Annotated in this window: 23 protein-coding genes; 14 read left to right on the forward strand and 9 right to left on the reverse strand. The window is 44.2% G+C overall.

Going from position 1 to position 23,965, the window contains the following annotated elements; translation table 11 throughout:
* The first annotated feature begins 30 nt into the window (after positions 1-30).
* The 3 genes from JFC07_RS07545 to JFC07_RS07555 all read left to right on the forward strand — a co-directional run bounded on the left by JFC07_RS07545 (position 31) and on the right by JFC07_RS07555 (position 3,714).
* Entirely contained in the window at positions 31-1,119 is a 1,089-nt protein-coding gene (locus tag JFC07_RS07545) for a hypothetical protein (protein ID WP_198328765.1), read from the forward strand.
* On the forward strand, positions 1,116-3,356 hold the full coding sequence (locus JFC07_RS07550) for a transglutaminase TgpA family protein (RefSeq protein WP_198328766.1): 2,241 nt from the start codon (positions 1,116-1,118) through the stop codon (positions 3,354-3,356). The genes JFC07_RS07545 and JFC07_RS07550 overlap by 4 nt, the downstream gene beginning before the upstream one ends.
* A 67-nt stretch (positions 3,357-3,423) precedes the next feature.
* Entirely contained in the window at positions 3,424-3,714 is a 291-nt protein-coding gene (locus JFC07_RS07555; RefSeq protein ID WP_198328767.1) for a DUF4031 domain-containing protein, read from the forward strand.
* A 61-nt stretch (positions 3,715-3,775) separates the two neighbouring features.
* Here JFC07_RS07555 and JFC07_RS07560 read toward each other — a convergent pair whose 3' ends face one another.
* The gene (locus JFC07_RS07560; RefSeq protein WP_068403872.1) at positions 3,776-4,654 is read right to left on the reverse strand and encodes a LysR family transcriptional regulator; all 879 of its coding nucleotides are present in this window, start codon (positions 4,652-4,654) and stop codon (positions 3,776-3,778) included.
* Between the two features lie 210 nt (positions 4,655-4,864).
* Between JFC07_RS07560 and JFC07_RS07565 the strand changes: the two genes are divergently transcribed.
* Positions 4,865-5,989, forward strand: a complete 1,125-nt coding sequence (locus JFC07_RS07565) for an S-(hydroxymethyl)glutathione dehydrogenase/class III alcohol dehydrogenase (protein ID WP_068403870.1) — start codon at positions 4,865-4,867, stop codon at positions 5,987-5,989.
* 16 nt (positions 5,990-6,005) lie between these two features.
* On the opposite strand, the gene JFC07_RS07570 is transcribed toward JFC07_RS07565, so the two are convergent.
* On the reverse strand, positions 6,006-6,323 hold the full coding sequence (locus JFC07_RS07570) for a DUF2164 domain-containing protein (RefSeq protein ID WP_198328768.1): 318 nt from the start codon (positions 6,321-6,323) through the stop codon (positions 6,006-6,008).
* A 29-nt stretch (positions 6,324-6,352) separates the two neighbouring features.
* The gene (locus tag JFC07_RS07575; protein ID WP_102077623.1) at positions 6,353-7,027 is read right to left on the reverse strand and encodes a DsbA family oxidoreductase; all 675 of its coding nucleotides are present in this window, start codon (positions 7,025-7,027) and stop codon (positions 6,353-6,355) included.
* A gap of 341 nt (positions 7,028-7,368) precedes the next feature.
* On the opposite strand from JFC07_RS07575, the gene JFC07_RS07580 reads away from it, so the two are divergent.
* The 6 genes from JFC07_RS07580 (at position 7,369) to JFC07_RS07605 (ending at position 14,356) form a co-directional block, all read left to right on the forward strand.
* Positions 7,369-8,061, forward strand: a complete 693-nt coding sequence (locus JFC07_RS07580; protein ID WP_198328769.1) for a 2Fe-2S iron-sulfur cluster-binding protein — start codon at positions 7,369-7,371, stop codon at positions 8,059-8,061.
* Entirely contained in the window at positions 8,058-9,050 is a 993-nt protein-coding gene (locus JFC07_RS07585; protein WP_198328770.1) for an FAD binding domain-containing protein, read from the forward strand. The genes JFC07_RS07580 and JFC07_RS07585 overlap by 4 nt, the downstream gene beginning before the upstream one ends.
* A 2-nt stretch (positions 9,051-9,052) precedes the next feature.
* A complete protein-coding gene (locus JFC07_RS07590) occupies positions 9,053-11,473 on the forward strand; it encodes a molybdopterin cofactor-binding domain-containing protein (RefSeq protein ID WP_068403862.1) in 2,421 nt (806 codons plus the stop codon).
* A 153-nt stretch (positions 11,474-11,626) separates the two neighbouring features.
* The gene (locus JFC07_RS07595; RefSeq protein WP_068403860.1) at positions 11,627-12,877 is read left to right on the forward strand and encodes an XdhC family protein; all 1,251 of its coding nucleotides are present in this window, start codon (positions 11,627-11,629) and stop codon (positions 12,875-12,877) included.
* Complete coding sequence (locus JFC07_RS07600; protein WP_198328771.1) at positions 12,874-13,647, forward strand: NTP transferase domain-containing protein; 774 nt, start codon at positions 12,874-12,876, stop codon at positions 13,645-13,647. Before JFC07_RS07595 ends, JFC07_RS07600 begins: the two co-directional genes overlap by 4 nt.
* A gap of 187 nt (positions 13,648-13,834) precedes the next feature.
* The gene (locus tag JFC07_RS07605) at positions 13,835-14,356 is read left to right on the forward strand and encodes an HdeD family acid-resistance protein (protein ID WP_068407267.1); all 522 of its coding nucleotides are present in this window, start codon (positions 13,835-13,837) and stop codon (positions 14,354-14,356) included.
* Positions 14,357-14,467: 111 nt separating this feature from the next.
* Here JFC07_RS07605 and JFC07_RS07610 read toward each other — a convergent pair whose 3' ends face one another.
* From JFC07_RS07610 to JFC07_RS07635, 6 genes are all read right to left on the reverse strand, one after another.
* The gene (locus tag JFC07_RS07610; RefSeq protein ID WP_102077624.1) at positions 14,468-15,127 is read right to left on the reverse strand and encodes a class I SAM-dependent methyltransferase; all 660 of its coding nucleotides are present in this window, start codon (positions 15,125-15,127) and stop codon (positions 14,468-14,470) included.
* Positions 15,128-15,502: 375 nt separating this feature from the next.
* Positions 15,503-16,117 (reverse strand): hypothetical protein, encoded by a 615-nt coding sequence (locus JFC07_RS07615; RefSeq protein WP_198328772.1) that lies wholly within the window; start codon positions 16,115-16,117, stop codon positions 15,503-15,505.
* Between the two features lie 50 nt (positions 16,118-16,167).
* Positions 16,168-16,794, reverse strand: a complete 627-nt coding sequence (locus JFC07_RS07620; RefSeq protein ID WP_191690429.1) for a hypothetical protein — start codon at positions 16,792-16,794, stop codon at positions 16,168-16,170.
* Positions 16,795-16,980: 186 nt separating this feature from the next.
* The gene (locus tag JFC07_RS07625; RefSeq protein WP_191690431.1) at positions 16,981-17,730 is read right to left on the reverse strand and encodes a PhnD/SsuA/transferrin family substrate-binding protein; all 750 of its coding nucleotides are present in this window, start codon (positions 17,728-17,730) and stop codon (positions 16,981-16,983) included.
* 3 nt (positions 17,731-17,733) lie between these two features.
* Entirely contained in the window at positions 17,734-18,228 is a 495-nt protein-coding gene (locus JFC07_RS07630; RefSeq protein ID WP_082894364.1) for a PAS domain-containing protein, read from the reverse strand.
* A gap of 284 nt (positions 18,229-18,512) precedes the next feature.
* Positions 18,513-18,875 (reverse strand): roadblock/LC7 domain-containing protein, encoded by a 363-nt coding sequence (locus JFC07_RS07635; RefSeq protein WP_010201036.1) that lies wholly within the window; start codon positions 18,873-18,875, stop codon positions 18,513-18,515.
* Positions 18,876-19,672: 797 nt separating this feature from the next.
* Between JFC07_RS07635 and gdhA the strand changes: the two genes are divergently transcribed.
* The 4 genes from gdhA to JFC07_RS07655 all read left to right on the forward strand — a co-directional run bounded on the left by gdhA (position 19,673) and on the right by JFC07_RS07655 (position 23,930).
* On the forward strand, positions 19,673-21,019 hold the full coding sequence (gene gdhA, locus JFC07_RS07640) for an NADP-specific glutamate dehydrogenase (RefSeq protein ID WP_191690434.1): 1,347 nt from the start codon (positions 19,673-19,675) through the stop codon (positions 21,017-21,019).
* Positions 21,020-21,236: 217 nt separating this feature from the next.
* Positions 21,237-21,821 carry a PepSY domain-containing protein gene (locus tag JFC07_RS07645; protein WP_191690436.1) on the forward strand — a complete coding sequence of 195 codons (585 nt, stop codon included), beginning with the start codon at positions 21,237-21,239 and terminating at the stop codon, positions 21,819-21,821.
* Between the two features lie 535 nt (positions 21,822-22,356).
* On the forward strand, positions 22,357-23,193 hold the full coding sequence (locus JFC07_RS07650) for an amino acid ABC transporter substrate-binding protein (protein WP_191690437.1): 837 nt from the start codon (positions 22,357-22,359) through the stop codon (positions 23,191-23,193).
* Positions 23,193-23,930, forward strand: a complete 738-nt coding sequence (locus JFC07_RS07655) for an amino acid ABC transporter permease (protein WP_068407243.1) — start codon at positions 23,193-23,195, stop codon at positions 23,928-23,930. The genes JFC07_RS07650 and JFC07_RS07655 overlap by 1 nt, the downstream gene beginning before the upstream one ends.
* Positions 23,931-23,965 lie beyond the last annotated feature (35 nt).

Raw genomic sequence — 23,965 nt, forward strand, 5'->3', positions numbered from 1 at the left:
TGCATCTTTTATGGTAAGGATAGGGTAGTCATGAGCATATTGCCAAAAGCCTTAACCGTACCAGCTCGCTCAGTGTTAAGCCGTTGGTTTGCCTCGCGTGCGCCCAAAAGTGATAGTGCGACGCTGAATTTGCGTAACGTCTATATCTTTTTTAGCCGTGAAGGGTTGCTGTTTGCCGTTTTATTAATCATCACCTTTATCGCTGGTATCAACTATGGTAATAACTTGGTATTGGGGCTGTGCTTTTATCTCATCAGCGTCTGGCTCATTAGCTTTCATGTAACCTTCGCCCATATCTCGGGTCTGCAAGTCCGTCTGCTTGATATCACCATGGCAGAAGCCGGCGCGCCTGTTTGGGTCACGTTGCAGCTGCGTAATGACAGCCGCCGACCAAGACGGCAGTTATTATTTACCTTTGAGCAAATTGTCTCTGCGCAAACTGAGCAAAAGCCTCATAAAAAGGTCGATAGAAAAGCCAATAAAAACAACGATAACCAACATGAGATTAATGCTGATAGTCAGCTCTCAGTATTGGTCACGCGCCTACAAGACGAGCAAATCATTCGTTTGCCGGTGCAGACTTATCGTCGTGGGCAGTTGCAACTACCAAGATTAAAAATAAAAACCGTTTACCCCTTAGGGATTATGCGCGCATGGTCATATGTCTATTTCGCCCGTAGCGCGTGGGTTTACCCAAAACCTGAAGTATTTGACTGGCAAGCACAATATGCCATTGCCAGTCCGGAGGATTTGCCGATAGGCGGGCAATATCGCCAAGGTCAAGACGACTTCGAGCGGCTTGATAACTATATCGAAGGCGAGTCGTTAGCACGCGTTTCTTGGGGTCACGTGGCGCGCGGCGAAGGGATGTTTACCAAGCATTTCGCTGATCCTGTTGGCCATGAGCAAACCTTAGACTATGCTGATATGCCAGCGGCGCAGCATGAACAAAAACTGGCGCAAATGGCGTATGGGGTGCTGACATTGGGTGAACTTGGCGTCCCATTTAATATACGCTTACCGAATGACATGCGTTTTGATCAATCCTCTCATGCACCGATGGGTGAAGGTGAGGCATTTGCACGAGCATGCTTGTTAAGGTTGGCAAAAGCACCATGACCAACTTTCAAAATTACTCTGCAAATGAGACAGAGATAAATCCTGCGAACTTTGCACAATTGGCTTTGGGTCAACATATCACTTCTCACACTGAGCAGGCTAGCGATGCTAAATGGACTCGCAAGCTATTTGCCTTGCCAGCGTATTATTGGGTATTAATTGCGCAAGTTATTGTTATTTTACCGCATGCCGCGCACTTGCCGTTATGGCTTATAGGTTTTGCGCTGGTCAGTATCATTGCCCAACTACCGCGTATTAAAGCTAAGTTTAAAAAACTGACGCATCTAAAGCGCGTTTATCAAAGCATGCAAATGCTTGGCTTCTTACTTGGGCTTGTGGGCTTATGGGTGACTTATAACACGGCGTTTGGTCTGGATATGGGTGTGGCATTTTTAGTACTGTGCCTTATCAGTAAGCTGTGGGAATTGTACAAGCGCCGTGATGCCTATGTGGTGCTCAATTTATCTTTGTTTGTCCTTGCTTCACTGTTTTTGTTGGATCAAGGCATTGTGACAACACTAGAGGTAATCATCGGTGCGGTCATTGTATTGTTGGCGTTTATAGCGCTTAACGATGATGGCAATACTCGCGGTGATGGTCGCCTGCGTACTTTGGGTGTGCTGGGTATTGGCGCATTGCCGCTGTTGGTCGTGCTGTTTTTATTCTTTCCGCGCTTGCCGCCGCTATGGTCAGTACAGCTCTCAGGTCAGCAAGCGTTTACAGGTGTCTCTGACAGTATGTCGCCCGGCGACTTTGCAAATTTGGGCCAGTCGACTGAGCTGGCTTTTCGGGTAGAGTTTGCAGTTAAGCGCCCGCCACAGCAGCAGCTTTATTGGCGTGGTTTGGTTTTTAGTAATTTTGACGGGGTCACATGGCGTCCCAGTCCGCAGCAACGAGAATGGCAACCCGCGCCGCAAATGCCAAATTGGATAGCGAATGCCTTAGCGACCGTTCCTGATGAGGTGAAAATTACCCCGAATCGTTATCAAATTATCTTAGAGCCAACGCAGCAAAACTGGCTATTTGGCCTTGATTATCCTTTTGCTCAGCAGCAAGATATCAGTATTACCTCAAATTTTACCTTACGAAAAGATCAGCCAGTTACCCAGCAGCTGCGCTACGATGTCTTGCAGTTTGCGCCGATGCGTATCGACCCTGTGCTGTCTGAGGCGTCGCGCCGTCTCAATCTTGCACTACCAAGTAGCGGTAATCCGCAAGCACGCCTACTGGCGCAGCAGTTATTTGCCCAGTCTGGCTCGGATCCCGTGCGCTATATACAGGCAATCGAGCGCTGGATAAATCAAACGAACTTTCGCTATACGCTATCACCGCCACGTTTAAATACCAACCGTATTGACGAGTTTTTATTTGACACCAGAGCGGGGTTTTGTGAGCATTATTCTTCTAGCTTTACTTTTATGCTGCGCGCCGCTGGTATTCCTGCTCGCGTTGTCGCCGGCTATCAAGGCGGAGAGCCTAGTCGTAACGGTAACGTTTGGGAAGTGCGGCAGATGGACGCGCATGCTTGGACGGAAGTCTGGCTTGACGGTCAAGGCTGGGTACGTGTCGATCCGACAGCTTTTGTCGCCCCTGAGCGCGTCGAGCAAGGCATGGATGCGTTGACACAGGCGCGAGGAGCAGCAATGTTTGGCGAGGGCGCTGGGGCACAAATCAGCTATCAGCAGTATCAAATGCTGCAAACCTTACGCCGTCTGTCAGACCAAGCGAGCTACTATTGGCAAAAGGACGTCGTTGGTTACGATCAAGATAAGCAAGCGGATTCGCTACTGAAATGGTTTAATATTCGCTCAATCATGCAGCAAATCACTTGGTTGGCAGTAAGTGCCATTAGCGTTATGGCAATGCTTGTGTTTGTTATCTGGCAGCGTCGCCGCAAACGTTGGCACCCAGCAGACCTGCCGCTTGCCCAACTCTCAAAACGCATCGCTAAAGCGGATAAATCGTTAGCGCGTTCAGAGAGTGAAGGGCAGTTGGCTTGGCTTGCGCGTTTGGCAAGCGCAATCGATGATGACAGTGGTCAAAATAGTAGTAAGCATAATAATGCCAGTAAGCTAACTGCTAGTGGTGATTCAAAAGTTGTCCAAGTAAAAATTGAGCAGATTCAACAACACTATCGCAAGCTACGCTATGGCCGTTTAAGTACCCTTACAACCAGCGATAGCGAATATCAAACGGTGCTTAAACAGCTCAAGAAAGAGACAAGTGAATTGTTTTAATGGCTGTTTTTGAAGGTGCTGTTTAGAGCGTGATAAATTTTTAGTAAAAATAGAGGAGTGCAGGCATATGGCAATTTACGTGGATTTTATGCAAATAGAATTTAAAGGCTATAAATGGTGCCATATGCTGGCTGATACCTTGCAAGAGTTGCACGATTTTGCCGCACTGATTGAAGTAGATAAGCGCTTATTTCATCAATACGCCAGCTATCCGCATTATGACGTCACGGTGCAAATGCGTAAAACCGCGCTTGAATATGGCGCTATAGCGGCCGATCGTAAGAAAATTATTGAATGTGCAAAAAAGCTAAAAGTAGAGTTAAACGCTCCAATAACACGTGCTAAGTCGTCAAAATAAGACTTTACTTAACTTACAACAATAAGTAGCCTTAATCCTAAATCGCCACTTTCAAGCTTTATTAAGATAAGCGCTCTGCTAAATAGTCCACCAGCAATCTGATTTTTGGCGATAAATGACGATTGTGCGGATAAATCGCCCAAATCCCTTCCTCAGGCTCTCTATAGTCATCTAACACGCTAACCAGTGCACCGGACGCTAAGTGTTTTTGTACATAATAATCAGGTAGCTGCACGATACCCAAGCTTTTTAGTGCCGCATCGACTAGGCTGTGACCGCTGTTATATTGCACGCTGCCAGAGACGCGTAAGTTTATTTCCTTATCAGCGTTTTTATCATTTTCTATAAAGTGCCAATAATCCCGCGTACCAAGTAAGCAATTATGTTGTCTTAAGTCGACTAGAGAATATGGTACGCCGTACTTTTCTAGATAAGCGGGCGCGGCACAGACAAAATTGGTACGATGACTAAGTTTTTTTGCCATCATCGTTGAGTCGCTTAATTTGCCAATACGAATCGCCAAATCATAACCACCCTCAATTAAGTCAATTTTTTGATTGCTTAAAAAAGCCGTCACTTCGATATCGCGGTATTGCACCATAAAATCATTGATAAGGGGCAATAACTGCTGTTCGCCATAGGTGACAGGGGCGGTCAGTTTAATTCTGCCTTGGGGTTTGGTTTGTAAATTGCTTACGGCTTGTTCGGCCGCATCTAAGCCGTCAAGCACACCGCGGCAATGCTGATAAAATACCCGACCTTCTTCAGTCAGCGATACCTTGCGCGTCGTACGATAGAGCAATTTAATGTTAAGGCGTTTTTCTAAGGCGCTTATCTGCCGACTGACCTGCGCGGTTGAAATACCCAATTCTTTTGCTGCTCGTGTAAAGCTTTCGTATTCCGCCACATAGACGAACTCGCTAATGCCATCCCAGCGCATGATTATTACCATTGTGTAAAAGATATTTGCAAATATAGCATATTGTTATCACAGCAGAAACAACTATAATGGACAGCATAAAATGAATCCTTTACAAACAGCTCAAATATAAACTGCTATAACTAGCGCTTGCCTCTATCAAGTAAGCGCTATAAGCTAAATTGGTCTGCGGATAATAAACGATAAAATTAATTAAAAAGAGAGAATACTATGTCAGATAACTTTATCAAATCCAAAGCCGCCATTGCGTGGGGGCCAAATGAGCCATTGTCTATCGAAGAAGTGGATGTGATGCTGCCCAAAAAAGGCGAAGTACTGGTGAAAATTGTCGCCAGTGGTGTTTGTCATACCGATGCGTTCACCTTATCTGGTGAAGACCCAGAAGGTGTGTTTCCTGCAATTTTAGGCCACGAAGGCGGCGGTATCGTTGAGCAAATCGGCGAAGGCGTCACCAGCGTGCAAGTCGGCGACCATGTCATTCCTTTATATACTGCAGAGTGCGGCGTCTGTAAAATGTGCCGCTCAGGTAAAACCAACCTGTGCTCGGCGGTACGTGAGACCCAAGGTAAAGGCTTAATGCCAGACGGTACGACGCGCTTTTATAAAGATGGCGAGCCAATTTACCATTATATGGGTTGCTCAACCTTTTCTGAATATACGGTGTTGCCAGAGATTTCATTGGCAAAAGTGAACAAAGAAGCGCCGCTAGAAGAAGTTTGCTTACTTGGTTGCGGCGTGACCACTGGTATGGGCGCTGTCATGAATACTGCAAAAGTCGAAGAAGGTGCAACGGTTGCCATCTTTGGTTTAGGCGGTATCGGACTATCAGCGGTTATCGGTGCACAAATGGCCAAGGCCAGCCGTATTATTGCCATTGATATTAACGAAAGCAAGTTTGAATTGGCCAAAAAATTGGGCGCGACTGATTGCATCAATCCAAAAGACTACGATAAGCCAATCCAAGATGTCATCGTTGAGCTGACCGATGGCGGCGTTGATTATTCGTTTGAATGTATCGGTAATGTTGATGTCATGCGCTCAGCGTTAGAGTGCTGCCATAAAGGTTGGGGCGAGTCAGTCATCATCGGTGTCGCGGGCGCAGGGCAAGAAATATCAACCCGTCCATTCCAGTTAGTCACAGGTCGCGTCTGGCGCGGTTCAGCCTTTGGTGGTGTCAAAGGTCGCTCAGAGTTGCCAGGCTACGTCGAGCGCTACCTAGCAGGAGAAATTCCGTTACAAGACTTTATTACTCATACCATGCCGTTAGAAGATATCAACGAAGCTTTTGACTTGATGCATAAAGGTGAGAGTATTCGCTCTGTGGTGCATTTCTAGAATGATGCTTAGATAGCTAAGCTTTTTTAACGCTATTAAATAAAAATGCCGCTCCTATAATGGGGCGGCGTTTTTTTGTATGCCTTTTAATCTTTTTAAAGCTGTGCATATCTTCTAAAACGCCTGTAAATCTATCGTATAACCAAGGTTCAATATCGTCGACCACTTGATTGTAGAGAAGTGGTCCCAAGGTTTCGATTATAAAATCCAATAAAAACTTAGCAGGCAGGTTGCCAATATCAACATCAAATTCCTCGCTCATATACTCTCTAAGCTTATCCAAGACAATTTCTTCTGCTTCGTCTGACAGCGTCAGTAATTTTTCTTTACTCATTAATCATAGTCCTATTAGCAAAGCTTTATTTACTCTTGCATAGCAGCCAATTGTTGTAAAATATTGACGTAATTGTCCACGCCTTGCGCGCCGCTGACCAAGTGCCGCTCATTAAAAATCATTGCTGGTACGCTTTGGATACCTTGCTGCTGCCAGTGGCGCTCTTCTGCGCGTACCTCTTTGGCAAAACGCTGATCCTCCAGCACAGCCAGCGCCTCTTCACGATTAAGTCCAACTTCCGCTGCAATATCAGCCAGCACCGTATTATCAGAGATGTTGCGACCATCGGTAAAGTGCGCGCCAAATAACGCCTGCTTTAAGTCATGCATCGGCTTTTGTCCTTGTTGACCTGCCCAATACAACAGCTGATGCAGATTAAAAGTATTGTGTATCCGCGTGTCATCGTTGAAATTAAATTCAAAGCCAACTTCATTGCCCGCTTGCGTCATTCTAAGGCGGCTCGCGTCTGATTCTTCCTTGCTCGAACCGTATTTTTTCATAATGTGCTCGCGCAAATTTTGTCCTGCGCTTGGCATATTAGGATTTAGCTCAAATGGATGCCAGTGTATTTCGTGCTCGGTATTGGTTTGCTTGAGCGCCTCAGCCAATTGACGATAACCGATGATACACCACGGGCAAACCACGTCTGAGACGATATCGATGCGCAGAGGTTTTCCGGATAGCGGTTGATTTGAGTTTTCCATATTTTTATACCTATTTTATTGATTATGTTCGATTTATTTATAGAAGGTTTTATAAAGTTGAATCCATATTAAGAGAATGAAATCGTGATTACAATGGTTGCTAAGTTACAGGTTCTACTAACGAGGTTAAGCAGCCAACCGCAGTTGTAAAGGAGAGTTATCGTAGGTTCAAAAGTTGACAAAAAAGTTTTATCCTCACTATTTGCTTAAAAAAACTACACTGCAATGACTACAAAGTAAAAACAAAGCGCTGTTTTTGATACGCCATAATGAAACGATTGACGCTGTTTAAGAGCGTGCACACTTATCCTTTTATGAATAACTGCCAGCGAGAAGCCAGCATGTCTACCTTGACGTTAATGATTAATCAGCAAGATTATCAGCTCGATAATCTTGATCCGCGCACGACATTGCTTGATGTCTGCCGCCAGCATCTACAAATTACTGGACCCAAAAAGGGCTGCGACCACGGTCAATGCGGCGCTTGTACCATGCTCATTAATGGGCGACGGGTTAATTCTTGCCTGACCCTTGCGATCATGCACGACGGTGATGAGATTACGACGATTGAAGGCATTGGAATGCCTGAATCGCTCTCAGACTTACAGCAAGCGTTTAAAGACCACGATGCGTTTCAGTGCGGTTACTGTACGCCGGGGCAAATTTGTTCAGCCACTGCTTTGATTGAAGAGATTAAGCAAAACTGGCCAAGCTATGTGACTACCGATTTGCAAAATCCTGATGGCTTGCTGGTACAAGAAATCGCCGAACGCATGAGCGGTAATATTTGTCGCTGTTCGGCTTATCCGAACATTATTAATGCCATCTCGCAAGTCTTGGAAAATAACGTAACAGGTAAAGCTGTCTCTACTACTATAACTACAAAAAATACTATACCTACAAAAGGCTCAGATGCTGCAAGCGTTACCGGTATTTGGTCGCCGCCGCCTAGTGAAACTCAGCTTAGTAAGCCGTCGCAAAATGAGGCGTCACAAAATAAAAACCATAACGCCCAATTAGGAGCTCACTTATGAAACGCTTTGACTATGTCCGTGCCGAAGCTCCTGAGCAAGCAGCGACTGCTGCCAGCTCAAAAGATGCGTCATTTATCGGCGGTGGTACCAATCTCTTAGATTTAATGAAGTTTGAGATTGAAACACCAACCAAATTGGTCGATATCACCCGTCTTGAGCTTGAGCAAATCGAAACGACTGCTGATGGCGGATTACGTATCGGTACGCTGGTCACCAACAGTGATTTGGCGGCGCATCCGGAGGTCATTGCCAATTATCCGGTATTATCGCGCGCTATTTTAGCTGGCGCGACGGGTCAACTGCGTAATAAAGCCACCACTGGCGGTAATTTTTTACAGCGCACGCGTTGTTATTATTTTTATCAGACCGACAGTCCGTGCAATAAACGTGAACCCGGTAGTGGCTGTCCAGCGATTAATGGCGAGCACCGTACCCTAGCTGTTTTAGGTACAAGTGATGCCTGTATTGCTCAACATCCCTCTGATATGGCGGTGGCAATGCGGTTGCTTGACGCTGTCATTGAAACGGTGAAAGCAGATGGTTCGACCCGTTCTATTCCAGTCAAAGACTTTTATTGTCTGCCAAAAGACACGCCGCATATCGAAAATGTCTTGGAGAGTGGCGAGCTTATCACTCATGTTGTTTTACCATCGCCTATCAAAGGCATGCATACCTACGACAAAGTACGTGACCGCGCTTCTTACGCCTTTGCCTTAGTGTCTTGTGCGTCTGTCATCGAGAGCGATGATACGGGTAATTTGGCGACTGTACGTTTGGCGTTTGGTGGTATTGGGGTGATGCCGTGGCGTAATGAAGACGTTGAAGCATTATTAACGGGCACGGCGGGTGATGACGCTACGATCGCACAAGCCGCAGACTTATTATTAAAAGAGGCCAAAGGTCACGGTCAAAACGATTTTAAAATACCATTGACGCGTCGCCTACTTAAACAAGTTATTCAGCGCGCCTTAGCGGGCGAGGGAGCATAATCATGTCATTATTGGACTCAGTATTGCCATCAGAACCTACCAAAAAAATGATGATGAATGAGCCTGTCGATTCGCTTTTTGACAAAACAGCAAGCAATTTGGTCGGCAAACCGATTAACCGTGTTGATGGTTCGTTAAAGGTCAGCGGACAAGCACCTTACTCAGCAGAGTTTTATCGAGAAAATCAAGTTTACGGCGTTTTAGTTGGCGCGAAAATAGCCAAAGGACAAGTGGAAAATATCGATAGCAGTGCTTTAGAAGATATTCCTGGCATCATCAAAGTGGTGACCGATCCTAAGCATTTTTTGCGAAACTCACAGCAAGGCGGTGAGACCGAAGCACCAACCCAAGGCGCTAGCGAGATTTATTATCACGGGCAGCCGATAGCGGTAGTGGTTGCTGAGACTTTTGAAGCGGCGACCGAAGGCGCTAATGCCCTTAAAGTCACTTATAAAAATGAGACCGAACAAGCGGCATTAAACTTTACCCAAGAGCTGCCAAGTGCTCATGATGTCAATGAGCAAAAGGGCCCAGATAAAAATTCTGTTACAGGCGACCCTGAAAAAGGCTTGGCGCAAGCGGAAATTACTCTCGATCGCTTTTACCATACGCCAAGTCAAAGCAACTCGCCGATGGAGCCGCATGCGACGCTGGCTTATTGGGAAGACGATAAGCTCATCATGTATACCTCAAACCAAATGATTGCACCTTGCAAACAGCAAGTGATGGATGCTTTAGATCTAAAAAAAGATCAGGTCCAACTAATTTCTTATTTTGTTGGTGGCGGTTTCGGTAGTAAATTGGGTATCGCGCCTGAGTCGATTGCAGCAGCGATTGCGGCAAAAGAGCTTGGTCGTCCGGTGCTGATCAGTATGACGCGTCCGCAAGTGATGGAAGCGACCGTTAGACGCTCAAACACTCGCCAGCGTATCGCCATTGGCTGTGATAAAGACGGCATCATCAATACCTTTATTCACGATACCGTTGGCAGTAATTTACCGGGTGAGGCATTTTTTGAGCCGACAGCATTATCGACTAAATATTTATACCGCGGTGAAAATCGCCGCGTGAATTATAAACAAGTAGATATGAATTACGTGCTTTCTGGCTCTATGCGCGCACCCGGTGAAGCGGTCGGTATGATTGCGGTTGAATGTGCGATGGATGAATTGGCCACGCAATTGAATATCGATCCGCTTGAGCTGCGACGTCGTAACGAGCCTGAGCAAGACCCAAGCCAAGACATTCCGTTTTCGACGCGGCAGCTACTTGCTTGTATGGAGCAAGGGGCGGCGCAATTCGGTTGGGAGCAGCGCAATCCTAAACCTGTCAGTCAGTTAGAGGGAGATTGGTGGATTGGTACGGGGATGGCGGCATCCGCTCGTGGTAACCAATTAAAACCGTCAGAGGCGCGGGCGACACTGCAAGTTGACGATTCAAAAGCCCTTGGCATTAAAGCCATTATCGAAACCGATATGACCGATATCGGTACGGGCTCTTATACGGTATTTTCTCAGGTTGCCGCTGATTTACTAGGCTTACCAATAGACCATATCGAGATGAAGCTGGGTGATAGTGAGTTGCCACCGGCTTCAGGTTCGGGTGGTAGTGTGGGCGCCGCAAGTGCAGGGAGCGGTATCTATCTTGCCTGTGAGCAACTACGCGATATGTTGGCAGAAAAAGTCGGGCTTTATCCAGACACCATTCAGCTTGATAAAGGTCAGATTAAACGAGCAGGTGAACATGACCCTAGCGTAACAGAAGCAGCGGTTGAAACGCTTAAAGACAAAGCGCTAGATTTAAAAGATACAGTCACTGAAAAAACGGGTTTAGCTTTACCCGAGTCTGCTGCAGAAAAATACGATTTTAGCAATTTTCAGTCTTATGCATTGGCAGATATTATCGCTGCATGCGATGAGAAAAAAATGAGCGCTAAAGGTCAAATCAAACCAGGAAAAAATGCCAAAAGCCATCGCCAAGCGTCGTTTGGTGTCAATTTCGCGGAAGTCGCCGTCCATAGAGTGACTGGCGAGATTCGTCTTAAACGCATGACGGGCGCCTTTGCTGCCGGACGTATTCTTAACCATAAAACCGCCACTTCACAATGCTACGGGGGTATGGTTTTCGGTATTGGTTCGGCGCTTATGGAGGAAATCATCCATGATAAGCGTGATGGTCGCCTATGCAATCATGATCTTGCTGAATACCATGTGCCGGTCAATGCCGATGTGCCGCAACTGGAGGTAATATTGGTCGAAGAAGATGACCCTTATACCAATCCCATGCATATCAAAGGGATTGGCGAAACCGCGATTTCTGGAGCAGCGGCGGCTATTGCTAATGCTATTTATAATGCGGTCGGTGTGCGCGTTTACGATTTCCCAATCACTCTTGATAAGCTGCTTTATGAGTTGCCAGAATAACTATTGTTGATAGTCGATATTAACGAATGGCTAACTGATGCTTGATATAAAAACCCGCTAGCGGCCATCACTAGCGGGTTTTTATAAGGCGAAATGCAATTTTAATCATTAAAACTGAAACTAAAATAAAAATAAATAGAGATAAGAGGCACTATGAATCAGGTCGCTGATATTCTAAAGCTCGCAGGCGAGGCGCAGCAGCAAAACATCGGTGCGGTGTTAGCAACGGTAGTACGTACCGAAGGCTCGGCCTATCGTCGGCCTGGGGCAATGATGCTTATCTGCGCTGATGGACGCTCGGTTGGGATGATTAGCGGTGGTTGCCTAGAACCACATATCATCAAACGTGCTTTTTGGTTGACGCGTCATGGCGCAAACGTGCAGGTTTATCAAACGGGTAGTGATGAGAGTGACGAGGCAGATGATGATAGTGAAAGTAATGGCAATGGAAATGGCGATTTAGAAAATGAGCTAAATTTCGGTTTGGGCTGTAATGGCAAGGTTCATGTACTGTTTGAGCGTTTGACAGCCGCAAGGCCGTTTTTAGAAGTTATTCGTCATGTTCGTCGTAGCCAAAATCCTACAACGATAGCGACGTTAATTCGCGCAAATGATCAATACCATTTACCCATTGGGCTTCGGCTAGATTTGAAAGACTATATTGCTAACGAAAAAATAACTTTTGTCAGTGGCGCTAGTATGGGCAATAAAGGGTTCATTGAGCAATCGAATATTTTTACTCATGAGATTAGAGATACCATTAAAAAACTGTCAACGCATGAAGTTTCTAACAAAAATACCGAATACGTTGTCCTAAAAAACGGTGATATCACCACAGAATGGCTTATCCAGCGTCTACAACCACAACACCGTTTGCTTATTTGCGGGGCAGGGAATGATGTGATGCCGCTTGTGACCATGGCAAAATTACAAGATTGGCATGTCAGCGTTATTGATAGTCGCGTTCACTATGCCACGCGTCTGCGTTTTCCCGAAGCGGATATCGTGATGCCAGTCGCATTGGACGATAATGAGAAACTGCTGAAGCTCAGTCGTCATGCGGCGGTCGCGTTGATGTCGCACAGTTTGACCCAAGACCGTGCCCGTCTTTCACTATTGTTAGAGCATCCTACTCATTATAAATATCTTGGGCAATTAGGCCCAAGTTATCGAACCGAGCGCTTGGTAAATGAGATTCGTGCTGTCAAAGACAATCCGGCAAGTTTAAGTGAGGGCGTGAAAAAACTCCACTATCCGATTGGTTATAAATTAGGCGGTGATGGCCCTGAAGCTTTAGCACTTGGCATCATGGCACAAATAAGCGCCGTTATGCATAAGCAAACTGCGACTGCCAAATTTTCAGCGAGCAATAATACGACATCTGAAATATTGAGCGATGTATGAAGAAAAGTGACTCGACGTCAAATAGCGCCGCAATATCAAATCAAAACCTTGAGCAGCAAACCAACCATGGCATCATTATTTTAGCCAGTGGCCTCAGTCGTCGTCTGGGTCAAGCTAAGCAGCTGCTTTGTACAAATGGTGTTCCGTTAATTAGCCATATGATAAGACTGGCAGCAAGCACAAATCCGCAAGTTATTATTGTTGTTATTCCTAAAAACAAGGCATCGATAGCTAGTGAGATAGCAAAACTAAGCGACACCCATCTACATATCGAAACTGTCATTAACCAAACGCCCGAAACTGGTATGGGACATAGTCTTTATACTGCTATTGAAGCCTTGACTCAGTTTGTTAATGATAAAGATTTTAATCATGAAGCGCTTGAGCGAGTGTTGATTATGGGGGTTGACCAAGTTTTATTGGATATGGAACATGTTAATGGATTGCTAGCCGGTAAGCATCTAGTGGCTGCTAGCGCTTATGAGTATTGGCAGATTTTCGATACGTTATCAAAAGACGACCATATCGAGCGTAAAGCCGAGGTCAAAAATGAAACGAAAAATCCCATCGTTGGTCTACCGTTAGTTATCGATTATCAGCTACTTAAACAATGGCAGTTTCATATACGTGGAGACAAAGGCCTACGTCATTTAATCAGAGCGCTCTCGCCCAGTGAAATCAGTACAGTCTTCAATAAACAGCTGAGCTATGATATCGATACGCCCGAGCAACTTGCCTATGCCCGACAGCAGGGCTGGGTTGATAAATAATTTGACGCCAAGAATCGTTTGGATGATAGGTATATTACGCCTAAACCGTTAGCAGGGTTATAAGCATAGTACAACGCCTAGGCACCGATGGTAACAGGATTACCTGAATACATTACTACCGTCATACAAGGCTGCCAATAACCTGCGATATCATTTGCGCATTATAAATATAAAGTAAGGGGATCTTATGAGTCGTACACTGTGGCTAGTCGTTGGTATCATCAGTATTCTTGGCGGTATCTTTGCTTTTTTTAATCCGCTTAGCGCCAGTTTCGCTGCCGAACAACTGGCTGGATTCGTCTTTCTTTTGGTTGGTATTTTACAGTTTATTGCCCTGTTCCGTGCTTATACCACGACGGGTAAAGTGTTGGCGGCCATCGGCGGTGTACTTGGCATATTTATTGGTATTGAGCTACTACAAAACCCGCTACAAGGTATTTTGACCCTAACCATGGTGATTGCGATTTTATTTATGGCAACGGGTATTGTCAGAGTAATAGTTGCTTTTGGTTTACGCCGAACCGTGGCTTTTGTGCCAATATTAATCTCAGGGCTTATCTCGATTGCGTTGGCTATCATGATATTCACCAGCTATCCGCAGTCAGCGACTTATATTCTTGGCGTCCTATTGGCCATTGAGCTGATATCTAATGGTATCTCATTAATCATGTATTCACGTGTGCAACCACCTTTGGTTCGACGCTTGTAAATACATAAACTTATAAATGACACTAGCAATAAATCGCGATATAAAATGCATAAAAAAGACGCCGTAAAATGGCGTCTTTTTTTATTCTATAAGTTTTGATTGTTTTAAATATTAACGCGAAAACGTCAAAATATGCCCTTTAAAAGGTAGCTCAAGATAAGTGGTGTCCTCAGGTTTCACGTGCTGACTGCTAAAGCCAAATTCAACCATCTTATGGGTCAGCTTGTTTTTGCGCCCGCGTCCAGGGTCAACGACGATAACCTCACAAGTTGGCAGCGCATGACGTTCGATAAACTCCGCTAAGATATCAATATGCTGGTCTTCATATAGCAAGTCACTACCAATGATGATATCAAACTTGCCAAGATGGCTATTGTCTTCAGCCCAGTCTAAGCGTTCAAAGTTAATTTCTTTATTATTGTTCAACGTGGTATTTCTATCCAAAAAATACTCAACCGTCGGGTGATAATCGGTCGCAGTAATATCGGCATGGCGATGGTTCAGTAGTAGACTTGATAACGCCATACCGCAGCCAACTTCCAAGATACGCTTGCCTGCAATATCATAATCAAGCATATGATTGGCCAGCACCAAGCTTGACGGCCAAATTACGCCGAACATCGGCCACGACGCCGAGCAAATACCAAGGTCCAGCGCCTCGTTATCGGGGTCACTAAATTGTTGATTGTCGCGTAGGGTGCAGATATGAATGTCAGTATTGCCAATTTCAATCGTTTGATAACGTAAGCGCACAGTGGTTAGCGAAGCCATAAACTGTCCTAAAAATAAGCAAGAATGCAAGGTTTGGCAAAAGTTGCCACGTTCGGGGAATGTAGTTATTAATAAAGATGATTTAAAACATTGGAAATGTGAAGATGAGGAAAATCTAGCAATGGAGGTTTTTATTAAAATTATAAATTTAACGGAAAAGTAAACAGTTGCTTATAATAAGTATAATCTAACGTTTAAACCTTTATTGTTAATTCTAAGGGTATTGTTATTACGCGATAAAATTATAAATGGTAATTTTTATTATCATATTCAGTAGTTTAAGTTACAGATACAAAAAATGCACCGCTTATGGTTAAAGAGTGCATTTATAAGAAGCAACTGGTTTTATTAAGTGTAGTTTGCTAAATATTCGGTCTAATTAGTAAATTTAAGCCCAGACGTTTTAAGCGCCCATACCAACTCAACAAAGGCACGGTTGTTGGTTAAAGGTTCGCCATCGATGATAAGCACGTAGCCTGAGCCATCAATCCATAAAAATACAAAACTGGTTTCAGGAATCAGCAAATCAACTTGCTGAAAGAAAGAAATCGCTTGGCTCTCTACTGCCCAGCCGCGTTGTTTTTGGCGTAGCATAAAGCCTGAAAAGTCCGCCGCCGCCACACTGAGCATATCCGCTTCTTCTTGGCTATAGCCAATCCGTGCCAGACAAAACCCTTCATCAGAACCAATCGCCGCGCGGCGTTTACCCGACAAGCTTGAAACCACATACGGTAAAAATTGATCAAGCGGCAAATTTGGCGCGGGCAAAAATAGCGACAGCTTCTCAATCCAGCCATGTTCTAAAAAGCTGTCTAACCATTCATCAGAATAGCGCTCGAGCCAGTCAGCGGCCAGCAGCGTCTCGTTATGCGACAATAAATCTTGCAAGGATAACTGCTCAGGCGTTGGTTCACTTTGCGAAAATGCCTCAAAAATGCCAGCTGGGGTCAAGGTCAGATAGGTTTTATCAGCGTTTAAATAAGAAGACATAGCGGCTACTCGTTAGATGAATGTTGATGATGCTATGAAAAATAAGCACGTTAAGCGTCTTGTGTGTCTTTGGTTTGCTCAAGTTTTTGCTGACAGTCATTCCAGCGCGCATCGAATTGCCAATCGCTTTTACCCAAGCGAAACCAAACCAAGGAGAATGCCAGACGGTCGTGACGCGCGATACAATGGGCAAAAAACTCGTTTTCGATTTGCTCTATGGTATCCCAGTCTTGATTGTCACGCGCGAGCATCAAATCGTTGGTGATGTCTTTAGCGATTTCTTTGGCGTCATCGCTACTGATACGCAGGCGCTGCGTCTGTTCATTTAAAGATGGTGAGACCAGTACGCTCCAGCGCGTTGCCAGCATACTGTTTTTTTGGATATAGCTTTTTTTATCGATACAATCACGAAAGCCTTGCTCGATAGGCGGCAGCATGCGCCCTTGCAGACGGGTAAACATATTGGTGACATCATAAGGGATGTCATACCAGCAGCCATAAAAAAAATCGGCTACCGCGCCTTGTAGTGGTTCTTTTTCGTTTAACAGTAGGGCAGCATTGATACGTTGTTCGTGAAAATGGCGGTTGTTGGGTGCGATAAATATTTTACGCGAATAAAGACGATAGACGCGCCGTGCTGCCATTTCACTTTCTTTGATGAGATCTAAAGCAGACATAAGCGTGTCCTGTTAGTCATAGCACTATGCAAAAAGCGATTAAAAAGTTATTCAAAAAGTATTAATAAAAATGCTATTAGGCCACCACTTTGCTCAATCGCTATGACGTGATAGACCATAGCGATGGTTGCTTAGCATTATTGTAGCCTAATAGGCTATGACGGCAGTAAGATGCCAATGAACCTGCTAGTCAAGTAACGTTTGCATCAAATCAATCATAAATTCTGCGTCTTCTTCGTTCATAGCTTCAAAACCTTGCGGCATACCAAGTTCAGTCAACGCTTCTTTACCATCATCATCGTTATGCAGATTCAAAATGGCATCCATCAAAATGTCAGTATCCGGAAAGCCGTCTTTAATCAGCAAAACGTGGCTGATATCGGCCAAATCGCTTTCGATTAACACTGATAGCTGCGCTTTGGTTAGGCGTGAAAAGCTATGGAAAATCTCTGCCAAAAAGAACGCTGCTTGCGCGTCACCCTTAATCACTTGGCGCGCCGCTGCCTGATATGTTTCAGTCACTGACCAGTTAAGGTCATTATCTTCGATATCGACCGCTTCAAGCAGGCGTAAACCAATCAATTTTACATCGTGGTTATCAGCCATTGCTATAGTAGCGCCAGCTTTGATGTCGTCTAAGCTATTGATATCGCTATTTGCCGCCGCGGCGATGACCATCTCATCAGATTTGCCGATAGGGCGCGCAACCGCATGGTAACCGTGCTCACGGATAAGGGTAGCCGCATCAAAAGGGTTGGCATAAATAACTTGAATATCACCTTCACTGATAACGGTTTCTTGCTCAGCATGCGAGGTAGGGATGTTTAGGTGCATGTTGAGATTGGCACGCTTTTGAATCAAAGTATTAAACATGTGCCAGCCTGCAAAACGCTCCGGCGAAAAATCAGGCGCGATTAACATATTATGTGTCGTCATGATTTAGCCTTCCTCATTTTGTTTCATTTCGGCATATTGGGCGATTGCCGCATCAATCTTGCTGCGCGATGGTTTACGGCGCACAGAAGTATAACCAACCGTTTCGCCGCGGCGCACGTTTGGTACGACAGTCGCGTAAACCCAATAGTGACTGCCATCTTTGCATAAGTTTTTCACATAGCCATGCCATTTTTGCCCAGCGTCGGCGGTCGACCATAGGTCTTTATAAGCCGCTTTTGGCATATCAGGATGGCGTAAAATATAATGCTGCTTACCGATTAATTCATCGACATCATAGCCGCTAATCTCGACAAAGGCATCATTCACGTGCGTCAAAACGCCGTTTAAGTCGGTACGTGAGACGATTAATTTACCGTCAGGATAAGGGCGTTCGATACCAGTGTCATAAACAGTGCGCGAAGTGCCGTCGTGGTAAGTCAGAGTGACTTCTTCTGCTGGCATGTCAGGCTTCATGGCGTCGGGGAGTGGAGAACCCATTGTAATCTCCTTCATTTATCATGGTTGTGATAATTATTAAAAAGCGTAAACCTTATTGAAAAAATATTTGGTTTAAGCGTATGACTTAAATTTATATGGCAAACTGACAATTAAACTCAGGTTTTAAACCGCACTGTTAGATTTATTCAATATAAACGGTATGCAATACCTTAAATAATTTTTATAAGACAAGGCATGATTTTTCATTTAAAGTGTTGTTTATCAAGTAGTTTATAGCGCTGATAGCCCATAAAGTCTTAATGACAGAACTTTAAAAATAAGTATTAGATAAGTTTTGCCAAGGCTTCTGAGGCGCGCTTAATATCTAAGAATATCAAGCCAAGTTTGGCGTTTGGTTTTGCCATAATGGTTAATACCGCCTCATCACCTGATGAGGTCATAATCACATAGCCTTTTTCGCCTTGGATCATAATACGGTCGATGCTACCACGAGCCAATTCACGACCTGCGCGGTCACCTAGTGATAATAAAGCAGCAGACATCGCGCCAACGCGGTCTTCATCAACGCCTGTAGGCAGCGCCGATGCAATCATAAGACCGTCGTTCGAGATAAGGGCAGATGCTTCAACATCGGCAGATGAGCTGTTTAGGTCTTCCAAGATTTGCTGGAATGAGTCTGTACGCATAACGATTTCTCTGTGACGAATAAATAAGGGGATAATTGGGATTGAGGATTTGCTGATTTTAGTCTTCGACTAGCGGGCGATATTATAAATCCTTACTATCACCATTGATATGGCTGAACAACGTTTGAAGCCTTAATATTCGGTGTTTTTTTTACCGCTCAATACTATTTCACTACCGTTTATCGCAATTTCATTGCGATTAATAAATAAAAGTTGGCATAGTTTAAGTTATTTAGTGTTTTTATTTTCTATTAAGATGTTTTTATTATAGAGTCAAAGTAGCAAGTAAAAAAAAGCATTGCCGAAAATGACTCAAATAAGCACGGTCATTTTTTTGACTAACGAGTTTTCACGGCGGGTTTATTGATAGATTATAATGAAATGGTGGTGTGTCAAAAAGTATGCTGATTAAAATTTGAACAATTTTTAAAGCCTTGAAAGCCCTATAGAATCAGTAAACTTAGCATAGATTTTTTATTGACTTTTATAGCCAGCATACTTTTTAGAACACCACCAATGAAATAAATATCCTTTATAAATTTTGATGATGGTGATATTTACTAGACTTATACAGCAAAAAAATGCTATATAGTTATGAGATAAAAATTGTTTGTGCTTCTGGGTTTACGATTTAGAGACACATTCAGTTGGCTTCTAATCCCCCAGTTTCTATATTTACTAGCGTATAGAAACGATTTCAATCTCACATTGGTGTTTTAAATCCCATCGTTTGTATTTAAGCGATAAAACACCCGCGTGAATCAGCACGATGACCATTTTTACCCTAAGGAACCTATATGAGTATCAGTCAGGCAATCGAAAAAGTCGAAGCACGTTACGCCCATCAACCTGAGTTTATTCAGGCGGTAAAAGAAGTTGCAATCACCATTGCTCCGCTATACGACGCCCATCCGGAATATGATACGTTCAAAATATTTGAGCGTCTTGTCGAGCCTGACCGTGTTATCGCTTTTCGTATCAATTGGGAAAACGATAAGGGTGAAGTGCAGGTCAACCGCGGCTGGCGTGTACAATTCAGCAACGCCTTAGGTCCTTATAAAGGCGGCATCCGCTTTCATCCTACCGTCAACCAATCGGTCCTTAAGTTCTTAGGTTTTGAGCAAATTTTCAAAAACGCCTTAACTGGATTGCCGATGGGCGGCGGTAAAGGTGGCGCTGATTTTGATCCTAAAGGTAAGTCTGACAGCGAAATCCGCCGTTTTTGCTATGCCTTTATGCGTGAGCTGCATCCATATGTCAGTAAAGACATCGATGTACCGGCAGGCGATATCGGCGTCGGTGGACGTGAAGTCAGCTATATGTTTGCGATGTATAAGAATCTAACGCGTGAGCACGGCGGCGTCTTGACCGGTAAAGGCGTGGGTTTTGGTGGTAGCTTAATGCGTACTGAAGCGACCGGCTATGGCGCAGTTTACTTCTTAGAAAACATGCTTGCCGCTCAAAACGATAACATCAAAGGCAAAAAAGTGTTGGTATCAGGTGCCGGTAACGTCTCACTCCACGCCGCTGAAAAAGCCCACATGCTGGGTGCAACAGTACTGACCGTATCTGATTCACAAGGCACGCTGCACGATGCAAACGGTATGGACCAAGAAAAAATCAACTGGCTAAAAGAGCAAAAAGCCCAAAGTAAGCCGTTGTGTGATTATGTCGATGTATTCGGCGGTGAATGGTTGGCTAAGCAAAAACCTTGGCATATCAAAGGTGATATTGCCATTCCATCAGCGACCCAAAACGAAGTTGATGAAGAAGATGCCAAATTAATGGTTGAAAACGGCATTAAATATATTGCCGAAGGCGCTAACATGCCACTGACCGCTGATGCGATTGACTATGTGCGTTTGCACCGCGTCCACTATGCACCAGGTAAAGCGGCCAACGCAGGCGGGGTCGCGGTATCGGGTCTTGAGATGTCACAAAACTCTGTACGTCAATATAAAACCTTTGAAGAAGTCGATGAGTGCTTAAAGTGCATTATGAAAAATATCCACGACTGCGCCGCTGACGCTTCAGAAAAATATAACCAGACCGATAACGGTTATATCGACTATATGGCAGGGGCAAATATCGTTGGTTTTAAACGCGTTGCTGATGCCTTATGTGCTTATGGTATCTTGAACTAAACTTGTCTTAATACGAAAGCAGTTTTTTATAAACCGCGCTTATCTAAGAGGATAGGCGCGGTTTTTTTGACTGCAAACAATGATGATACATTAGGATACTTTTTTGCTGCACAGGTCTATCTCATCAGCGTTATGATAAGAAAAGCGGTAGAGTTGAATAAAAAATACGGTAAACAAAATCGATAGTAATAAATAAAAATATGAATCAGGAGACGATATGATGAATAAAATTCTCAAAGGTTTTAAGCTAACAACATTGGGTGCTTGTCTGACATTAGCCTTGACGACGGGCGTCATAACTACAGCCGCCAGTGCCGCTAGTAATGTAGACGAAGTACGCGCTGCGCAAGCTGCGAAAATTAGCTTAAAGCAAGCCATTACTATCGCCAGTAAATCAGCTTCTGGTATTTTAATCAGTGCCGATTTTGATGAGGATGATAGCGATGCCATTGGCAAAGGTGGCGTCTATGAATTAGAATTCAGTACCGATAGCGTCAATTATGAAATCAAAGTAGATGCCAATACAGGTAAAATTGTAAAAAAGGAAACGGATCGTCTTGATGGCGATGATATCAACGTTTACCAAATTCAGAAAAAAGCAAAAACCGATATTATGAAGGCCATTAATATCGCTGAAAAACAAACGGGTGGTAAGATATTAGAAATTGAATTTGAGAATGATCGCGATTATGCCAATCATACGGCGTATTATAAAGCTGACCTATTAAAAGGTAACAAGATTGTTAGTATTAATGTCGACGCTAACAGCGGTAAAACATTTGCCAATAAGTTCAAAAAGTAGCAGTTATTTTGATAAAAATAGTATAAAAGACATCAGTCATAGGGTTGATGTCTTTTTTATTGAAAACGGCTTATTTACTATGCGAGCACTCAATATAATAAACGCTTAATATGAATATAACCAAAGTAAGCTCGTCTTACCCTTATTATGAATAAGTAGCTTCATCAAGGATTTTCATCTAAAAAGCCGCTATATAAAGCCTTATAAATGAGTAAAGCTTAACAATCTTACGCATACTCACTGTTTTTGTACGTTTATTCTTACCCAACTGCGCTAGTATATGAGCAAGTCATGGTTGCATAAGTAGGATTGCCGTTAAAAATATTATGAATATTAACCGTCACTTAGCCTATTTGATGCAACATAATAGAAAAATAGTATTGAAAAATAGCCGCAGTATCCTCAAATCGGGAAGCCAAAGCCAAGCATGACAGCCAATAGGCACAATTTTTAGTCAAGACTGCTTGTAATGCTTTCACCCTATTTATTGGTTTGCTACTTTTTGCCTTATTCACCTACTTTATAAGGACGTCTTATGAAACGTCGTACGCTTTTAGCCTTTGCCGCCAGTACGGTATTACTTGCCGCTTGTAATCAGTCGCCTACTACTGATGCTGATACCAATGCAGCCGATAGTGCGGCGACTGGTGGTTCTGATTTGCTCCAACGTATCAATAATGGCGGCACTATTAATGTCGGTACTGAAGGTACGTATCCGCCGTTCACCTATCATGATGAGAGCGGTAAGCTGACCGGTTATGATGTCGAAGTAACGCGGGCGGTTGCTGATAAACTAGGGGTGGATGTTGAATTTAAAGAAACCCAGTGGGATGCCATGCTAGCAGGTTTGGATTCAAAACGTTTTGACATGGTTGCCAATCAGGTAGGTTTGACCACGCCTGAGCGCTTAGCGAAATATGATAAAGCGACTGAATATAGCTGGTCAGGCGCTGTAGTGTTGGCACCGACTGATGACAATCGTTATAGCTCGTGGGAAGCGCTAAAAGGACTGCGTTCAGCGCAATCGCTTAGCAGTAATTATGGTGAGCTGGCAGAGCGTTATGAAGCTGAAATCGTTCCCGTCGATGGTATGGCGCAAGCGATTCAGTTGGTCAAACAAGGCCGCGCTGACTTTACTATGAATGACAACCTTGCCGTATTGGACTATCTAAAAAAATTCCCAGACGCCAATCTTGAGATTAAATTGGTTGCGCCTGCCAGTGAGCAGACGGGTTCGGGCTTGGTGCTGCTGAAAGGTGATGACGCAGTTGTCGAAAAACTCAATGGCGCCATGGCTGAGATAAAAGCTGACGGCACGCTAACCAAACTTAGCGAAGAATTCTTCGGTGCTGATATAAGTCAACAAAAATAATGCTAGCGTCTATAACCTCAGTATTAAGCGATTTATTGGCACTATTGCCCTTTATGGATGCTGCACGCGCCCAAATCGTTATCAACTCATTTTGGCCAATGCTCAAAGGCGGTATTTATTATTCGATACCGCTGGCATTGATATCATTTGCGATTGGAATGGTGATTGCGCTGACGGTAGCTTTGATTCGCATCGTGCCGCGTGCAGGATGGTTCCATGAGATACTTTATCGGCTTGCTCGTATCTATGTGTCTGCCATTCGCGGTACGCCGATGTTGGTGCAGCTATTTATTATCTTTTATGGCTTGCCAAGTGTTGGCGTGAAGCTCGACCCGTTTCCGTCAGCGATTATCGCCTTTTCGTTGAACATTGGCGCTTATGCGTCGGAAACGGTGCGTGCGTCGATTCTGTCTATTCCAAAAGGTCAATGGGAAGCGGGCTCCACAGTTGGTTTAACCTATCTACAAACCTTTCGCCATGTGATTTTGCCGCAAGCGCTGCGGGTGTCGGTACCGCCATTGTCCAATACCTTTATCAGTTTGGTAAAAGACACGTCTTTGGCGTCATTGGTACTGGTGACGGAGCTGTTTAAACAGGCGCAAATCATTACCGCCCGTAATTATGAGTTTATGCTGGTTTATACCGAAGCGGCGTTTATTTATTGGGCAATTTGTCTGTTTTTAACCTTTATTCAGGGCAAACTTGAAACCAGGCTTGATCGTTATGTGGCGAAATAATTTTTGCTAAAAAATATAGCCATCTTGTCGTTTTT

This window comes from Psychrobacter faecalis (assembly GCF_016107575.1).
GTDB lineage: Bacteria > Pseudomonadota > Gammaproteobacteria > Pseudomonadales > Moraxellaceae > Psychrobacter > Psychrobacter faecalis.

Excerpts from the sequence above, each read along its gene's own strand:
- JFC07_RS07545 (WP_198328765.1), top strand. The coding sequence starts at position 31 with ATGAGCATATTGCCAAAAGCCTTAACCGTACCAGCTCGCTCAGTGTTA.
- JFC07_RS07550 (WP_198328766.1), top strand. The coding sequence starts at position 1,116 with ATGACCAACTTTCAAAATTACTCTGCAAATGAGACAGAGATAAATCCT.
- JFC07_RS07555 (WP_198328767.1), top strand. The coding sequence starts at position 3,424 with ATGGCAATTTACGTGGATTTTATGCAAATAGAATTTAAAGGCTATAAA.
- JFC07_RS07560 (WP_068403872.1), bottom strand. The coding sequence starts at position 4,654 with ATGCGCTGGGATGGCATTAGCGAGTTCGTCTATGTGGCGGAATACGAA.
- JFC07_RS07565 (WP_068403870.1), top strand. The coding sequence starts at position 4,865 with ATGTCAGATAACTTTATCAAATCCAAAGCCGCCATTGCGTGGGGGCCA.
- JFC07_RS07570 (WP_198328768.1), bottom strand. The coding sequence starts at position 6,323 with ATGAGTAAAGAAAAATTACTGACGCTGTCAGACGAAGCAGAAGAAATT.
- JFC07_RS07575 (WP_102077623.1), bottom strand. The coding sequence starts at position 7,027 with ATGGAAAACTCAAATCAACCGCTATCCGGAAAACCTCTGCGCATCGAT.
- JFC07_RS07580 (WP_198328769.1), top strand. The coding sequence starts at position 7,369 with ATGTCTACCTTGACGTTAATGATTAATCAGCAAGATTATCAGCTCGAT.
- JFC07_RS07585 (WP_198328770.1), top strand. The coding sequence starts at position 8,058 with ATGAAACGCTTTGACTATGTCCGTGCCGAAGCTCCTGAGCAAGCAGCG.
- JFC07_RS07590 (WP_068403862.1), top strand. The coding sequence starts at position 9,053 with ATGTCATTATTGGACTCAGTATTGCCATCAGAACCTACCAAAAAAATG.
- JFC07_RS07595 (WP_068403860.1), top strand. The coding sequence starts at position 11,627 with ATGAATCAGGTCGCTGATATTCTAAAGCTCGCAGGCGAGGCGCAGCAG.
- JFC07_RS07600 (WP_198328771.1), top strand. The coding sequence starts at position 12,874 with ATGAAGAAAAGTGACTCGACGTCAAATAGCGCCGCAATATCAAATCAA.
- JFC07_RS07605 (WP_068407267.1), top strand. The coding sequence starts at position 13,835 with ATGAGTCGTACACTGTGGCTAGTCGTTGGTATCATCAGTATTCTTGGC.
- JFC07_RS07610 (WP_102077624.1), bottom strand. The coding sequence starts at position 15,127 with ATGGCTTCGCTAACCACTGTGCGCTTACGTTATCAAACGATTGAAATT.
- JFC07_RS07615 (WP_198328772.1), bottom strand. The coding sequence starts at position 16,117 with ATGTCTTCTTATTTAAACGCTGATAAAACCTATCTGACCTTGACCCCA.
- JFC07_RS07620 (WP_191690429.1), bottom strand. The coding sequence starts at position 16,794 with ATGTCTGCTTTAGATCTCATCAAAGAAAGTGAAATGGCAGCACGGCGC.
- JFC07_RS07625 (WP_191690431.1), bottom strand. The coding sequence starts at position 17,730 with ATGACGACACATAATATGTTAATCGCGCCTGATTTTTCGCCGGAGCGT.
- JFC07_RS07630 (WP_082894364.1), bottom strand. The coding sequence starts at position 18,228 with ATGGGTTCTCCACTCCCCGACGCCATGAAGCCTGACATGCCAGCAGAA.
- JFC07_RS07635 (WP_010201036.1), bottom strand. The coding sequence starts at position 18,875 with ATGCGTACAGACTCATTCCAGCAAATCTTGGAAGACCTAAACAGCTCA.
- gdhA (WP_191690434.1), top strand. The coding sequence starts at position 19,673 with ATGAGTATCAGTCAGGCAATCGAAAAAGTCGAAGCACGTTACGCCCAT.
- JFC07_RS07645 (WP_191690436.1), top strand. The coding sequence starts at position 21,237 with ATGATGAATAAAATTCTCAAAGGTTTTAAGCTAACAACATTGGGTGCT.
- JFC07_RS07650 (WP_191690437.1), top strand. The coding sequence starts at position 22,357 with ATGAAACGTCGTACGCTTTTAGCCTTTGCCGCCAGTACGGTATTACTT.
- JFC07_RS07655 (WP_068407243.1), top strand. The coding sequence starts at position 23,193 with ATGCTAGCGTCTATAACCTCAGTATTAAGCGATTTATTGGCACTATTG.